Annotated in this window: 15 protein-coding genes; 5 read left to right on the top strand and 10 right to left on the bottom strand. The window is 73.6% G+C overall.

Features of this window, described 5'->3' with window-relative positions; genetic code table 11:
• Positions 1-4 precede the first annotated feature (4 nt).
• Positions 5-1,594, bottom strand: coding sequence for a histidine ammonia-lyase (gene hutH / locus WEB03_RS02965; RefSeq protein ID WP_368069480.1), 1,590 nt, complete (start codon positions 1,592-1,594; stop codon positions 5-7).
• A 172-nt stretch (positions 1,595-1,766) separates the two neighbouring features.
• Between hutH and WEB03_RS02970 the strand changes: the two genes are divergently transcribed.
• Positions 1,767-2,735, top strand: a complete 969-nt coding sequence (locus WEB03_RS02970; protein WP_368069481.1) for an agmatinase family protein — start codon at positions 1,767-1,769, stop codon at positions 2,733-2,735.
• 85 nt (positions 2,736-2,820) lie between these two features.
• Here the strand turns inward: WEB03_RS02970 and WEB03_RS02975 are convergent, their stop codons facing one another.
• Positions 2,821-3,981, bottom strand: a complete 1,161-nt coding sequence (locus WEB03_RS02975; RefSeq protein WP_368069482.1) for an acyl-CoA dehydrogenase family protein — start codon at positions 3,979-3,981, stop codon at positions 2,821-2,823.
• A gap of 151 nt (positions 3,982-4,132) precedes the next feature.
• Here WEB03_RS02975 and WEB03_RS02980 point away from each other — a divergent pair, with 151 nt between their 5' ends.
• Positions 4,133-4,909: a hypothetical protein gene (locus WEB03_RS02980; RefSeq protein ID WP_368069483.1), complete on the top strand. Its 777-nt coding sequence runs from the start codon at positions 4,133-4,135 to the stop codon at positions 4,907-4,909.
• 158 nt (positions 4,910-5,067) lie between these two features.
• A complete protein-coding gene (locus WEB03_RS02985; RefSeq protein WP_368069484.1) occupies positions 5,068-6,465 on the top strand; it encodes a S8/S53 family peptidase in 1,398 nt (465 codons plus the stop codon).
• Positions 6,466-6,508: 43 nt separating this feature from the next.
• Here WEB03_RS02985 and WEB03_RS02990 read toward each other — a convergent pair whose 3' ends face one another.
• Complete coding sequence (locus tag WEB03_RS02990; protein WP_368069485.1) at positions 6,509-7,243, bottom strand: hypothetical protein; 735 nt, start codon at positions 7,241-7,243, stop codon at positions 6,509-6,511.
• A 153-nt stretch (positions 7,244-7,396) separates the two neighbouring features.
• Here WEB03_RS02990 and WEB03_RS02995 point away from each other — a divergent pair, with 153 nt between their 5' ends.
• Positions 7,397-8,512: an Mrp/NBP35 family ATP-binding protein gene (locus tag WEB03_RS02995; protein WP_368069486.1), complete on the top strand. Its 1,116-nt coding sequence runs from the start codon at positions 7,397-7,399 to the stop codon at positions 8,510-8,512.
• 57 nt (positions 8,513-8,569) lie between these two features.
• Here the strand turns inward: WEB03_RS02995 and WEB03_RS03000 are convergent, their stop codons facing one another.
• The 7 genes from WEB03_RS03000 to WEB03_RS03030 all read right to left on the bottom strand — a co-directional run bounded on the left by WEB03_RS03000 (position 8,570) and on the right by WEB03_RS03030 (position 13,875).
• The gene (locus tag WEB03_RS03000) at positions 8,570-9,283 is read right to left on the bottom strand and encodes an HAD family hydrolase (protein WP_368069487.1); all 714 of its coding nucleotides are present in this window, start codon (positions 9,281-9,283) and stop codon (positions 8,570-8,572) included.
• A complete protein-coding gene (locus WEB03_RS03005) occupies positions 9,280-9,897 on the bottom strand; it encodes a phosphatase PAP2 family protein (protein WP_368069488.1) in 618 nt (205 codons plus the stop codon). Before WEB03_RS03005 ends, WEB03_RS03000 begins: the two co-directional genes overlap by 4 nt.
• Complete coding sequence (locus WEB03_RS03010) at positions 9,897-10,238, bottom strand: twin-arginine translocase TatA/TatE family subunit (RefSeq protein ID WP_368069489.1); 342 nt, start codon at positions 10,236-10,238, stop codon at positions 9,897-9,899. The genes WEB03_RS03005 and WEB03_RS03010 overlap by 1 nt, the downstream gene beginning before the upstream one ends.
• Before the next feature lie 114 nt (positions 10,239-10,352).
• On the bottom strand, positions 10,353-11,681 hold the full coding sequence (locus WEB03_RS03015; protein WP_368069490.1) for a S1C family serine protease: 1,329 nt from the start codon (positions 11,679-11,681) through the stop codon (positions 10,353-10,355).
• 97 nt (positions 11,682-11,778) lie between these two features.
• Positions 11,779-12,876, bottom strand: a complete 1,098-nt coding sequence (locus WEB03_RS03020) for a hypothetical protein (protein ID WP_368069491.1) — start codon at positions 12,874-12,876, stop codon at positions 11,779-11,781.
• On the bottom strand, positions 12,873-13,289 hold the full coding sequence (locus WEB03_RS03025; protein ID WP_368069492.1) for an anti-sigma factor: 417 nt from the start codon (positions 13,287-13,289) through the stop codon (positions 12,873-12,875). The genes WEB03_RS03020 and WEB03_RS03025 overlap by 4 nt, the downstream gene beginning before the upstream one ends.
• On the bottom strand, positions 13,282-13,875 hold the full coding sequence (locus WEB03_RS03030; protein WP_368069493.1) for a sigma-70 family RNA polymerase sigma factor: 594 nt from the start codon (positions 13,873-13,875) through the stop codon (positions 13,282-13,284). Before WEB03_RS03030 ends, WEB03_RS03025 begins: the two co-directional genes overlap by 8 nt.
• 181 nt (positions 13,876-14,056) lie before the next feature.
• Here WEB03_RS03030 and WEB03_RS03035 point away from each other — a divergent pair, with 181 nt between their 5' ends.
• Positions 14,057-14,677 (top strand): O-methyltransferase, encoded by a 621-nt coding sequence (locus WEB03_RS03035; RefSeq protein WP_368069494.1) that lies wholly within the window; start codon positions 14,057-14,059, stop codon positions 14,675-14,677.

Genomic DNA, 14,677 nt, shown 5'->3' on the forward strand with positions numbered 1-14,677 from the left:
TCGGTCAGCGCAGCGGGCCGGTGACGGAACCAGCCGCGGCCACAAGGGCGCCGCTGCGGACGAGCTCGACGGTGGCGGCGATCTCGGGCGCGAGGTGACGGTCGGGCCCCGGGCCGGGGACGTGCTCGCGCAGCACCTCGAGGACCGCAGCCGTCGCGGGCGAGGGCGTCAGCGGGGCACGCAGATCGAGAGCGCGGGCGGCGGTCATCACCTCGATGGCCAGTACCTCGGTGAGTCCGTCGACGGCGCGGCGCAGCTCCCGTGCCGCCGACCATCCCATGGAGACGTGGTCCTCCTGCATCCCCGACGAGGGGATCGAGTCGACCGACGCCGGCGTCGCGAGACGTTTGAGCTCCGACACGATGCCGGCGGCGGTGTACTGCGCGATCATGAGCCCGGAGTCGACGCCGGGGTCGTCCGCGAGGAAGTGCGGCAGCCCGCGGGAACGCGTCGCGTCGAGTGCCCGGTCGATGCGACGCTCGGCGATCGATGCGAGGTCCGCGACCGCGACGGCGAGGAAGTCGCACACGTACCCGACCGGCGCGCCGTGGAAGTTGCCGTTCGAGGACACCTCGCCGTCCTCGGTCACCACGGGGTTGTCGATGGTGCTGGCCAGCTCACGGTCGGCGACGAGGCGGGCGTGGTCGACGGTGTCGCGGACGGCGCCAGCGACCTGGGGCGCGCAACGCAACGAGTAGGCGTCCTGCACGAGCGAGCAGTCCGGCCCCTGGTGGCTGGCCACGATGGGCGAGTCGGCGAGCAGCGCCCGGAGGTTCGCCGCGGACGCCGCCTGCCCGGGGTGCGGTCGAAGTCGCTGGAGTTCGTCGGCGAGGACGCGGTCGCTGCCGAGCTGCGACTCGATGCTCATCGCCGCGGCGATGTCCGCGACCTGCAGCGACCGGTCGAGGTCGGCCAGCGCGAGCAGCAGCATCCCGAGCATCCCGTCGGTGCCGTTGATCAGCGCCAGACCTTCCTTCTCCGCGAGGGTGACCGGCTCGATCCCGGCCTCGGTGAGCGCCTCGGCGGCGGGGCGACGCACGCCTGCCGCGTCGTCGACCTCGCCCTCGCCCATCAGGACCAGCGCCACCGAAGCGAGCGGCGCGAGGTCGCCGGAGCAACCGAGGCTGCCGTGCTCGTGGACGACGGGGGTGGGACCCGCGTTGAGGAGTGCCGCGAACGTCTCGGCGACCACGGGGCGGACGCCGGTCCGCCCCGTCGTCAGGGTCCGCAGGCGGAGCAGCATCATCGCCCGGACGACCTCGCGTTCGACCGACGGCCCCGAACCAGCGGCGTGCGAACGGATCAGCGAGCGCTGGAGCTTGGTGCGCAGGTCCGTCGGGATGTGGCGGTCCGCGAGCGCGCCGAACCCGGTCGACACGCCGTAGACCGGCGTGGCGCGGCCGGCGAGCGCCTCGACGTGCCGACGCCCGACGGCGAGCGCCTCACGCGCCTCGCCGGTGAGCGACACGGATGCCCCGTGACGTGCGACCGCCACGACCTCGTCCGCGGTCGGCGGCGTGGTCCCGAGCTCGACGGCCCCGGCGGCGGGCGGCGAAGCGGCGGACGGGGCGGTGGGAGCCGGATCGTTGGTCATGGCCCCAGCCGAGCACGCCTCGTGGCGTTCGGCCACCGCGGTGCGGTGCCCGCCGAGCGCGCTCCCCGAAGGTCGTGAAGCGACGTGGGGGGGTAACACCCCCGAGTTGCTTCACGACCGTCGCCTCCGAGGTCACTCGCGGCTGCCTGGTCCCGTCCCTAAGGTCGCCGACATGCCGCCCGCCCCCGCTCCTGACCCCCGCTGGCCGCGCGCCGCCGACTGGCTCGATCGTGGCGACGACGACCCGCAGCTGCTGGTGCTCGGGCTGCCGACGTCGACGGCGTCTATCAGCCCCAGCGAGGCGTGGCGGACCCCGGCGGCGCTCCGCGAGGTGCTGCGGCGGTTCTCGACCTACGACGGCGAGCGCGACCTCGACCTCGAAGGGCTGCGCGTCCGCGACCTCGGCGACCTCGACCTGGCAACGCTCGCGCCCGTCGACGCGCTGCGGGCGATCGAGCGAGCGGTCGCCGACCTCGACCCGGGTCCGGTCGCCGTGTTCCTCGGCGGCGACAACGTGGTGACGGCGCCGATCGTCGCGGCCCACCGGGCGGCACCGATCGAGCGGACCGGCGTGGTGACCTTCGACGCGCACCACGACGTCCGCGACTACGACTCCGGTGCGCCCCGAGCACGAGGCGCCGGGTCCGATGCACCCCGAGCCCGAGGTGACGTGCCGTCCAACGGCGCCCCGATCCGCTGGCTCCTCGACCACGGCCTGCCCGGCGACCAGGTGGTGCAGATCGGCATCCACGGGCACGCGAACTCCCGCGCCTACCGCCGGCTCTGCGACGAGGTCGGTATCCGCGTGATCACCGTCGACGAGGTCGAACGCCGTGGCATCGAGACGGTGGTCACCGAAGCGCTCGACGACCTCGCGGCTCGCACCGACGCGGTGCACGTCGACCTCGACATCGACGTGCTCGACCGCGCCTTCGCGCCCGGCTGCCCGGGGGCACGGCCCGGCGGGCTGACCCCGCGACAGCTGACCGCCGGCGCGCACCGCTGCGCCGCGCACCCGGCGGTGCGGACGGTCGACCTGGTCGAGGTCGACCCCACGGCCGACGTCGCCGACATCACGGTGATGAACCTGGCCGCCACCTTCCTCGCCGTGGCGACCGGCATCGCGACCCGCCCACGCTGACCGGGCCAGAAGACACTGATGCCGGTGAGGATGCGACCGACGATGTCGCCCGGACGCGGGCGCGGGAGCATCCGGGCCGCGCGGGTCAGAAGGCGCTGATGCCGGTGAGGATGCGACCGATGATCAGGTGCTGGACCTGGCTGGTGCCCTCGTAGAGGGTCGTGACGCGGGCGTCGCGCAGCAGCCGCTGGACCGGGTACTCGTCGACGTAGCCGTAGCCGCCGTGGACCTGGACGGCACGGTCGGCGCAGCGCACCGATGCCTCGGTGGTGAAGAGCTTGGCGGTCGAGATCTCGAGCGTGGCCCGCTCCCCCGCGTGCAGCTTGGCCTCGGCGAGATCGAGCACGCCGGTCGCGGCCTGGACGTCGACGTGTATCGCGGCCAGCAGCTCCTGGACCAGCTGCTTGCTGGCGATGGCCCCGCCCCACTGCTCGCGTTCGGCGGCGTACCGGAGCGACACCTCGAGCGCCTCGCGGGCGAGCCCGACGGCGCCGGAGGACAGCGAGAAGCGGCCGTTGTCGAGCGCCGACAGGGCGACCTTCATCCCGCCGCCGACCTCGCCGAGCACGGCGTCGCGCTCGACACGGACGCCCGCGAGCGCGATCTCGGCGGTGTCGCCGGCGCGCAGCCCGAGCTTGCCGTGGATCTTGCGAGCGGTGTAGCCGTCGCTGTCCTGCGGGACGAGGAAGCAGGTGACCCCACGGTCGTCGCCGTCGACGATGGCACGCGCGAAGACCATCGTCACCGCGCCCTCGGAGCCGTTGGTGATGAAGATCTTCGACCCGTCGATGGTCCAGCCGTCGGCGTCCTGCACCGCTCGGGTCACCATCTGCTGGGGGTTCGACCCGGCGGCCGGCTCGGTCAGCCCGAAGGCGCCGAGCTCGCCGCGGCACAGCCCCGGCACCCAGCGCTCCTGCTGCTCGTCGGTGCCCCAGGCGACGATCGACTTGCCGACCAGCCCGACGTTGACCGACACCAGCGACCGGATCGAGCTGTCCGCCGCGCCGACCTCCTCGACCACGACCCGGTAGCCGTCGTAGGCCAGGCCGGCACCGCCGAGCCGTTCGGGCAGGCCCGCACCGAGGATGCCGAGCTCGGCCAGCTGCGGGATCAGCTCCGTCGGGTACACCTCGCCGCGGTCGCGGTCGCGCGCCTGCGGTCGAAGCTCGCGGTCGCAGAAGTCCCGGAGGGTCCGACGGAGGCTGTCGAGCTCGTCGGCGGGGGTGCGAGGGGTCGGTTCAGCCACGAGAGACTCCCGTTCGGTGGCAGCGCCGCGACGCTACCCCGCGGCCCGGCGCGTTCGGGCCACGACCGGGCTCGCGGCTACGCTCCCCGCGCGCGAGCTCGCCGGTCGACCACCGGGACGGCGCGTCCCCGAACACGAGCGAGGTCCCCAGATGTCCCGCGTGAAGCTCATGTCGGCGATGGTGTTCGACCTCGCGGCCTACGAGGAGACCGCGGTCGCCGACCCGGTCATCCGCATCACCGGTGAGCTGCCCGCGGGCTCCGACCCGTTCGGCATCAACCGGGTCTACAAGGGCCCCCAGGGCGTCTACGAGGAGGTCCTGGCGATCGCCGGCCCCGACGGGCGCATCCTGTGGGAGACCGAGCCGCGCCTGATCGAGCTGCGCGGGATGATGTTCGAGGACCTGTTCCGCCGCGAGATCCGGGACCGGATCGAGATCACCCACCCCGGCGAACACGCCGCGCTGTTCTACCTCGACGGCCAGCTCGCCGGCCGGATCCCGGTGTTCATCGACGCGCCCGGTTCGGCGCGCACCGCGGGCGTCGTGCTCGATGCTGCCGAGGTCGCGCTGAAGAAGGGCTCGCTCTGCTGGCTGACCATCGACCAGCCGGGCGGTGGCGTCGCCACCCGCCCCGCCTGGTACGTGCAGCAGGGCACGAAGCTGTTCGTCATCAAGGGTGGCAGCGAACAGGAGCTGCCGAACCTCGAGCACGTGCCGACGGTCACGATCTCGGTGAAGTCCAAGGAGCAGAAGGCCGCCCTCGGCGAGCTCACCGCGGACGTCCGCGTGGTCGAGTCCGGGTCGGACGAGTTCGAGCGGATCGCGGGCCTCGGGCTCGGGACACGCCTGAACCTGCCCGACGGCGAGGACGCGCTCGAGCGCTGGAAGCGCGAGTGCCTCGTGATCGAGCTCAACCCCCGCGGCTGACCTCCACCTCAGCCCCCGCGGCTGACCTGCGCGGGTCGGCTGTCGTGCGCCCCCGCCAGCACGGGACGCACGGGCAGCAGGGGTGACCGGAGCGGGCGCGGAAGAGGGTGACGACAGCGACCGGCCGCCCGCCGTCGCCTGCCCTCGTGGAGATGCCTGTGCTCGTGCGTCGCGCCCTCGGTCCGTCCCTGCTCGCCGCGCTGCTGGTGGTCGGTGTGGCCGCCCCAGCGGTCGCCCACCACAAGCCCGACCACGCCGGTGGCCGGCCGCTCGACGTCCGACCTCCGGGCCAGCAACCGAGCGACCCGGACGAGCCCGACGAGCCGGCCGCGGTGACCCCGCGCGTCGTGGTCGCCGCCATCGACTCGGGCGTCAACGCCTACCACGAGTTCTTCCACGCCGGAGGCGACGGCCCCTACGCCGAGCAGGCACCCACGGCGGTCACGGCCGACGTCCTCGCCGAGTTCGGCATCGGCCCGGACCAGATCCTCGAGCTGACCCGCACCGGTGACCAGGCCAGCGACGTGGCCGCCGATGCCGACCTCTGGGCGGGCGTCGAGCCGGGACGGCCGTACTGGTTCGCCGGCACCAACGTGATCGGCATCTCCTTCGACGGATCGACACCCCCGCTGCAGCCGACGTCGGGGAAGAGCCCCCACGGCACCGGCGTGCTCGGCTCGGTCCTGGAGGCCAACCCGGAGGCCGTCGTGGTGATGGTCGAGGGCATCGACGAGGCGTCCGAGCAGTGGGCGTTCACCCACCCCGCCGTCGACGTCGTGACCACCAGCTACGGCCCGATCGGCAGCCCGCCGCTGCCCTACCACCTCAGCTTCAGCTACACGGGTGTCGTGACCCACGGCAAGCTCCACACCGGCGCCGTCGACAACACGCCCGCCCTCTCCCCGATCGACTCGACGGGCGGGCCGTGGTGGTCGCTCGGCGTCTCCGGGTACGAGGAGGGCGACTCCGAGGGGCGTCAGTTGACCTCCGGCTCGCTGCCCGACGTCGTCGGCGACTTCACCCAGACGCTGCCCTACTGCACGGACTGCCAGGACGGACGCCGGACCGTCTCCGGCACCAGCTTCGCGACCCCCACCACCGCCGGCGTGGCGTCGCTCGGGATCCTCGAGGCGCGACGCGCGGCCGGCCACGACGGCGGCATCGTCGCCAGCGAGGACGGCCCCGTCCTGGTCGACGGCCCGGATCCCCTCAGCGTCTGGGACCTGCGCCGTGCGCTCGAGGAGGCTGCCGCCTACCCGACCACCGCGGAGTGGGACCCGGTCGACGCCATCTTCGACCTGGTCACCACCCCGGTGATCGACGCCGCTCCGTGGGCGACGATGGGCTGGGGGCTCGTCACCGCCGATCCGGACCGGGGTGTGGTGGCCGAACTGCTCGCCCACCTCGGCGTCGAGGGGGAACCGACCCGGACCAAGAGCACCGACGCGTGCGACGCCATGACCGCCCAGTTCGAGCTGCGCTACGCCTACTGGAACTCCTACGCGTTCCTCGGCGAGAGCTGGCTCACCGACGAGGACCCCTACGTGCGGTGCTGACCGGCCGGGCGGGCCCGTCGGGACCCGCCCGTCGCGCCCCCGGTCACCTCGAGCGGCGGCGGACCACCACGACCGTGACGGCGGCCAGGCCGACCAGCACGAGCGCACCGCCGACGAGCGCTGCCACCTGCTCCGGCGTGAGCCCCTCAGGGGCGGCCGAGGCCGCGGTGACCGGCCGCGGGTCGCCCGGGGCGACGCGCCAGGTGAGCGTGGACCCGTCGACCTCGTCCGCGTCGTGGTCGGTGACCGGACCCGGCAGGGTGACCACGAGCGCGGCGTCCACGGTGCGGGCTGCCAGCTCGGCGAGGTCGGCCTCGGTCACCTCGTCGGTCAGGAGGCCCGGACCGATCGGCGTGCGCAGCTGCACCGTCCCGTCGAGCTGCGCGGCCCCCTCGTCGTCCACCTCGAGGTCGAGGTCGACCGCCAGCGCGGGGTCGGTGTCGGTGAGCCCGTCGGTCAGTTCGCGCAGGGCGTCGGTCAGCTCGGCCGGATCGTCGGCGTCGCGTCGGAGGGTGAGGGTCAGGCCCCCGGCATCGGTCGCGGTCCGTGCCAGCTGCCAGTCCGGCGCTGACGCGACCGCCGCCGTCAGCTCGGCGGTGGGGTCGACGGCGAGGTCATCCAGCGCCTCGAGGAGCGCCTCGTCGAGCGCCACCGCCACAGCGATGGCCCCGCTGCCGTCACGCTCGACGGTCACCTCGGTACGCACCCCGAGCCGGCAGCCGGACAGGGTGAACGCGAGCAGCAACAGCAGGCCGACGACGGGACGGGCACGGCGCACGAGGGCTCGCTCTCGAGGTGGGACGGCGGGCGGCGGAGGCTAGCCGGGGGCTCGCTCGCAGCTTCCGGACCCCTCGGTCCCGGCCGGTACCATCGCGGGGACATCGGGACCCCGTCAGGGTCCGCTCCCCTCGCACCGCCGGAAGGCTCGCGCGTGCCCACCCAGGACGAGGTCTACGCGATCCTCGCGACCGTCGACGACCCGGAGATCAACAAGCCGATCACCGAGCTCGGCATGGTCGACGAGGTCGTCATCCAGGACGGCACCGTCGCCGTCCGCATCAAGCTCACGATCCCCGGCTGTCCGCTCAAGGACCGCATCACCCGCGACGTCACGGCCGCCGTGATGCAGCTCGACGGCGTCGACGACGTGCAGATCGCTTTCGGGTCGATGACCGACGAGGAGCGCTCCAACCTCTCGGCCGGCCTCCGCGCCGAGAAGGGCGCGGCGAACCCACAGATGGACATCTCCTTCGCCCGCGCCGACTCGCCGACCAAGGTCATCGCGGTCGCGTCCGGCAAGGGTGGGGTCGGCAAGTCGTCGATCACGGTGAACCTCGCCGTCGCCCTCGCGCAGCAGGGCCACAAGGTCGGCGTGCTCGACGCCGACATCTGGGGCTACTCGATCCCGCGGATGATGGGTGTCGAGGGCAAGCCGGTCGCCTTCGAGGGCATGGTCATGCCGCTCCAGGCCCACGGCTGCAAGGTCATCTCCATCGGGTTCTTCACCGACCCCGACCGCTCGGTGATCTGGCGCGGGCCCATGCTCCACCGCGCGCTCCAGCAGTTCCTCGCCGACGTGTACTGGGGTGAACTCGACTTCCTGGTCTGCGACCTGCCCCCGGGCACCGGTGACATCGCCATCTCGCTGGCGCAGATGCTGCCGAACGCCGACATGATCGTGGTCACCACCCCGCAGCAGGCGGCCCAGAAGGTGGCCCTCCGCGCCGGGAAGGCCACCGAGCAGACCGGCATGACCGTCGCCGGCGTCATCGAGAACATGGCCTCGTTCACCTGCCCCGACTGCGGCAGCGAGCACGAACTCTTCGGCTCGGGCGGCGGCGAGGAGCTCGCCGAGGCGCTCGGGACCGAGCTGCTCGGCCGCATCCCGATCGACCCGCGCCTGCGCGAGGGTGGCGACGGCGGCGCTCCGCTCGTGGTCACCAACCCCGACGTCCCCGCCGCCCAGACCATCATCCAGGTGGCCGCCCAGATCGGCGCCCGCAAGGCCTCGATCGTCGGTCGCAGCCTGCCGCTCAGCGTCGGCTGACGACGGAGTTGCCCGAGCGGAGCCGGCGTCCTCCAGCGACGCCCGCTGCCGGAGGCGTCAGGGGGCGAGGTCGGCGAGGTGGGCCGGCAGCTCGCGGAGGGTCGTGAGCTGGGTGTACGCACCGTTCCCCGTCGCGTCGGCGGGCACCTCGGCGTGCTCGTGGGCCCAGGTGACGTTGTACGGCACGTGGACCGCGCGTCCACCGATCTCGAGCACCGGCAGGACGTCGGATCGGACCGAGTTGCCCACCATCAGCAGCCCGGCGGGCGCCACGCCGAGTTGACCGGCGAAGCGGGCGTAGGTCGCCGTGTCCTTCTCGGCCACCACCGCGACGTGCTCGAACAGCTCGCCGAGCCCGGACTCCGCGATCTTGGACTCCTGGTGGAACAGGTCGCCCTTGGTGACGAGGGCGATGCGGTGATCCGCGGCGACCACGCGGAGGGTCTCCTCGACCCCGTCGAGCAGCTCGACCGGGTGGGCGAGCAGCTGCTTGCCCCACCCCAGGATCGTGGCGACCTCGTCGGTGGTGACCCTCCCGTCGGACACCGCCAGCGCCGTCTCGACCATCGACAGGGTGAAGCCCTTGACCCCGTACCCGTACACGTCGAGGTTCCGGCGCTCGGTGGTCAGCAGCTCGGCCTCGAGCGTGGCCGCGTCGGCGTAGGGCGCCAGCAGCTCGGCGACCCGCTCCTGGGTGACGGCGAACAGCGATTCGGAGTGCCACAGGGTGTCGTCGGCGTCGAACGCGACGACCTCGACCGGACGGGTCACCGTCCCGCCGACGGCCGCCGGGTGCGCGGCCCCCAGATCGCCCGGCGGACGCCGCGGACGACGCGAGCACAGAGGTGGCCGACGGCGACACCCGCGAGCACGTCGGTGAGGTGGTGGACACCGACGTAGAGGCGGGACACCGCGACGGTCCCGACGAACGCGGCGGCGACCGACCGCGACACCGGCCCGAGGTGGGGCGACAGCGAGGTGGCGGTGGCAGCCGCCACCGCGGAGTGCCCGGACGGCCACGACGAGCCGGCGGGGACGGACACGAGCCGTGCCGCCGCGTCCACCTGGTAGGGGCGCGGCCGGTCGAGCGTGGGCTTCAGGCTCTGCGCCACGATCCACGCGGCCGATCCTGCGAGGGCGCTGTCGAGCGCGGCCCGGCGTCGCCCACCGACGAGCAGGGTGGCGGCGATACCGCCGAGGCCGTACACCGAGCCGAGGTCGGTGACGGCACCGATCGTGACGTCGGCGCGGTTCCCGAGTGGACGCGCCAACGCATCACGCGCGGCACGGTCGAGGGGATCACCGGCGCCGGTCTTCACCAGCACGCGGGACACGAGCACGGTGGCGACCGTCAGCGCCGTCACCCAGTTGCGGTACGGGGTCACTAGGTCGCCTCGCTGTCGATCGGCGGTGGGCGGTCATCGGCGCGGTGGGTCGGCACCGGCGCCATGCGGGCGTCCGCAGGCTTGCGGGCCGGCCCCGTGATGCCGAGGGGACGGCGGAGCTCGTCGCGGGTGCCGCGGAGCTCCGCGCTGACCTCGCGCCACTCCTGGTCGAGCCCCTCGGCCTCGGCGGCGCGCTTGAGATCGTCGACGCTCGTGGACACCTCGGCGCGCAGCCGCCCGATCACCTTGGCGGCGTTGCGCGCGAGCTCGGGGAGCCGGTCGGGCCCGAACACGAGCAGCGCCACGAAGGCGATGACGAGCAGCTCCTGCGGACCAGGCACCGGGTACCTCCGGGCAGCGACCGAGCGGTGCGACCGAGTGGTGCGACCGAGTGGTGCGATCGGCCGCGTCGACGCACCGGCGAGCCTACGTCGTCCTCCGCGACCGTACGGCAGTCAGCGTGGCCGTTCCGAGAGGGTGACCTCGACCTGCATCTCCGCGCCGTCGCGCACGAACGTCAGCTCGACGGTGTCACCCGGGGCCCGACGACGCACCTCAGCGACGAGCTGGGCCATCGTGGCCAGCGGTTCGCCGTCGACGGCGGTGATGATGTCGCCGCGCTGGACGCCGGCCTCCGCGGCCCCGGTGTCCTCCTGGACCGACTCGACGACCGCGCCACGCGAGGCCTTGAGGTCGAACTCCTCGGCGATCTCCGGGGACACGTCGATCCCGGCGATGCCGAGCAGCGGGTGGCGGACGAAGCCCTGCTCGATGATCTGGTCCGCGGACGCGACGGCCTGTTCGCCGGGGACCGCGAAACCGATGCCCTGGTTCCCGCCGCTCCGCGACAGGATCGCGGTGTTGATGCCGATGAGGCGGCCCTGGCCGTCGACCAGTGCACCGCCGGAGTTGCCCGGGTTGATGGCCGCGTCGGTCTGGATGACGGCCGGGATCGAGGTGACCTGCCCGTCCTCGTCGGGGACGGTGAGGTCGCGGTTGAGCCCGCTGATGATGCCGGTGGTGACGGAAGCGTCGAGCCCGAAGGGCGAACCGATGGCGACGACCGTCTCACCCACGGTCAGCGCGTCGCTGACGTCGCGGACCTGGATGGCCGGCAGGCCGTCACGGTCGACACGGACGACCGCGAGGTCGTTGAGCGGGTCGGTGCCGATGACCTCGGCGTCGAGCACGTCACCGGAGGCGAGCCGCACCTCGACCGACCGCGCCTCGCCGACGACGTGGTTGTTGGTCAGGATGTAGCCGTCGGAGCGGTAGATCACGCCGGAACCGAGGGCGTCACCACCGCCACCGAGCGGCCCACCTGCCGCGGACTCCTCGGCGGGCACGTCGATGCGCACCACCGACGGGGTGACCGCTTCAGCGACGGCGGGCACGACGTTGGTCGCTCCGTCGCCGGCATCGCCGTTGATGGAGATGATCGGCGCCTCGGCCGACGACCCGATCTCGAACAGACCCGACCCGATCGCCGCGGTCCCGAGCCCGCCGATGACGAGCGCACCGACGACGCCACCGACGATGCCTGCCAGGAGGGGTCGACCACGGCGGGTCGACGACGCCGGGGGCGCATCGTGCGTCCCGGTGGTGTCGGGCGGCCGGATCGACCCCGACGGCGAACCGGGACCGACCGTGTCCTCGTCCCACGAGGACGGTGGCGGCTGGGGGAAGCGGGCGATGGCGGGACCGACGGCCGCGGGGGCGGTGGTGGCCGGGTCGTCACCGGCCGCCGGACCCGCGTCCGGAGCGTCGGCGCCCGGAACGGGCACGGGTTCAGCACCCCGGTCGGGCGTGCTCCAGGGGGTGCGCCACTCGTCTCGGTCGTACGCCACGGGCCCTACGCCTCTCGTGTCAGCCACCGCTGGATCACCAGGGCGGGAGCAACCGGTCCCCGACCCGGGTGAGTCCCCGGGCGAGTCGTCGAAGGGTGGATGGTGCCGGGTCGTTCGGCAAACCGCCCACCGCCGTCAGGAGGACACCCGTCGGCGCGTCGGTCAGCGCGGTGAAGGTCCACCCGTCACCGGTCCAGACCACCCGGCGTGGTTCGGAGCCGGGCCACCGCCAGACGGACCCACCTCCGGGCAGGTCGAGCGGTGTGGCCTGCTCGGTGGCGTGATCGGCGAGCCGACCCCGCTGGACGTACAGCGACAGCGTGTAGAGACCGTCCCCGTAGACGAGGTGGACGGTCGGGAGGTCGGCCTGCTCGACCTCGGAGGCGCCGAGCAGCTCGAACCCGCCCGGCAGCTCGCGCTCCGCTGGCAGGCCACGTTCGACCAGCGCCCGGCGCTCGACCGGGCTGAGCGAGAGCCGCTCCACCTCGCCGTCGCTGTCCGGAGGGCTGAGCAGACCGGTGGCCGGATCGACCTCGAGCTCGGTGTAAGCGACGACGCGCACCGGGTGGCCGTCCACGTCGCGGGTCTCGCGCCGCACGATGAGACCGGAGTCCCGGTCGACGTGCAGGGTCTCGGAGCGCACATCACCGTCTCGCCGCGTGGCGAGCAGGACGCGCGCGGGACCGGTGTCGAGCAGCGAGGTCCCGCCGTCCTCGACCCGGTAGTTGCGCAGGAACCGGGCCCGGTCGAACGCCTGGACGGTGACGCCACCGAGCCGGAGCAGGGCCCCGGTCCGCGTCATCCGCAGGTAGGAGCCGTCCTCGTCGCGGCCGAGCTCCCAGGCTCCCCGCCGGGAAGCCCGCAGGCGGCCGTCGGCGCTGCGCGCCACCTCGACGCTGGTGACCTGTGGCCCACCCCGGCCGAAGGACGCGACCGTGAGGGTGCCGCGGTAGCGCAGCGTCCGTGCGGCCTCGACGGCACGATCGAGCTCGGCGAGCGCACCGGGGTGAGCCGCGTCGTCATCCGCGGCGAGGACGGTCTGCCCCGGCGTCGTGACGGCGAGGAGGGGTCCCGCGGTGACCAGCAGCAGCGCCGCCGACGCCGCAGCGCCGACGACCAGCGGGTGGATCACCTGCCGAGTCCACCGAGCGGGGCCGGGACCGGACCGTCGCCGGTGCGGGCGAGGTGGTCGAGCAGGAAGCGCTCGACGGGTGGGACGACCTCGCCACCGTCGCCGCCGACGACGTAGGCCGCCGCGCCGAGGGCGAGCACCAGCGTCGTCACCGCCGAGAGCGCGACCACGCGCTTGGACCACGAACCGACCGCGGAGGTGGACCGCACCTCGGCGGTGAGCACCGGGGCCTGGATGACGCTGAGGTCGCGGAGCGCCGAACGCATCGATCGCAACGCCTCGAGCTCGGCGCGGCACTCGCCGCACGCGGCCACGTGACGGGTGAGCTCGAGCGCGCGCTCCTCGGACAGCTCGTCGTCGAGGAAGGCCGACAGCCGCTGCCCGCCGACGTGGCCCCCGCGCCCGCTAGCCACGGCGGCTGAGCCGCTGACGCAGCAGCCGGCGGCCACGGTGGATGCGCGAGCGGACGGTACCCATCGGCCAACCCGTCTCGGCGACGATCTCCTCGTAGGACAGCCCGCGCACGTCGCACAGCACCACAGCGGTCCGGAAGGTGGTGGGCAGCTCGGCGAGCGCCGTCTCGAGCGTCGCGTCGAGCACCCGCTCCTCGGCGCGTTCGGCGGGACCGGGACCGGGCTCGCGAGGCTCGCGCCACTCGCCGGCCGGCAACGGCACCATGCGGAGCCGGTTGCGTCTCCGCACCCGGTCGAGGAACAGGTTGCGGGTGATCCGGTACAGCCACCCCTCGAAGGTGCCGGGGCGGTAGCGGTCGAGGTTGCGGTAGACACGGACGAAGACGTCCTGGGTCAGGTCGCGGGCCTCGTCGCGATCACCGCAGAGCCGGTACGCCATGGAGTACACCGTGTCGCCGTAGCGCTCGGCGATCTCGTCCCAGGACGGCGCGAGCTCCTCGCCCCGCGGGTCCGGGGGCCCGTGCACCTCGAGCGGGCCCGACGACGCCAGCACGTCGGTGGCGCCGTGGTTCGGTGCGTGGGACACGGGTGCTCCAGCGCCATCGTGGCCTGCGAGGACGGCCACGGAACGTACCACCGGCCCTCGAGCGCCACCGGAGCCGTCGAACCGGCCGGACGCCTCGGACCGTCTCTCGACTACCGTCCTGCCTCCCGATGGTGGCCGGTGCCGGGCACCGGTGACGCACACGCACGCACGAGGAGCTCCGATGGACGGCGCAGCGCTCGACCGGGTCCGCGAGCTGACCGCGCCCGAGGACGAGGCGACGGCCGCCGCTCGCGATCGCGCGGGCCGGACCGTGGTCCCGACCCCGGAGATCGGCGCGCTGCTGCGCTGGGTGGCCACCTCCACCTCCGCACACAGCACGGTCGAGGTCGGCAGCGCCGGCGGGGTCAGCGGCCTGTGGCTGATGCGCGGTATGGCCGAGCGCGGCGTGCTGACCACGATCGACGACGACCCGCACGCCCACGGGCTGGCGACCGAGGCCTTCGACCGAGCCGGCGCCGGCGCCCGGGTGCGTGCGATCCTCGGTGACCCGGGCGAGGTCCTGCCCCGCCTGTCCGACGGCGGCTACGACCTCGTCGTGCTGCAGGGGTCGGCCTTCGGCACCGTCGATCCGCTGGAGCACGGCCGCCGGCTGCTCCGGCCCGGTGGCGTCCTCGTCGCCCTGGGGCTGCTGGCCTCGGGCGACCACGCCGACGCCCGGGCGCGGTTCGTCCAGGCGCTCGCCGACGACCCGGTGTTCGCCTCCGTCGTCCTGCCGCTCGACGAGGGCCTGGCGCTCGCGACCCGCCTCGAGGACCCCGTCGAGGACGAGCCCGAGGCCTAG

Source organism: Nitriliruptor sp. (assembly GCF_040882075.1).
Classification (GTDB): domain Bacteria; phylum Actinomycetota; class Nitriliruptoria; order Nitriliruptorales; family Nitriliruptoraceae; genus Nitriliruptor.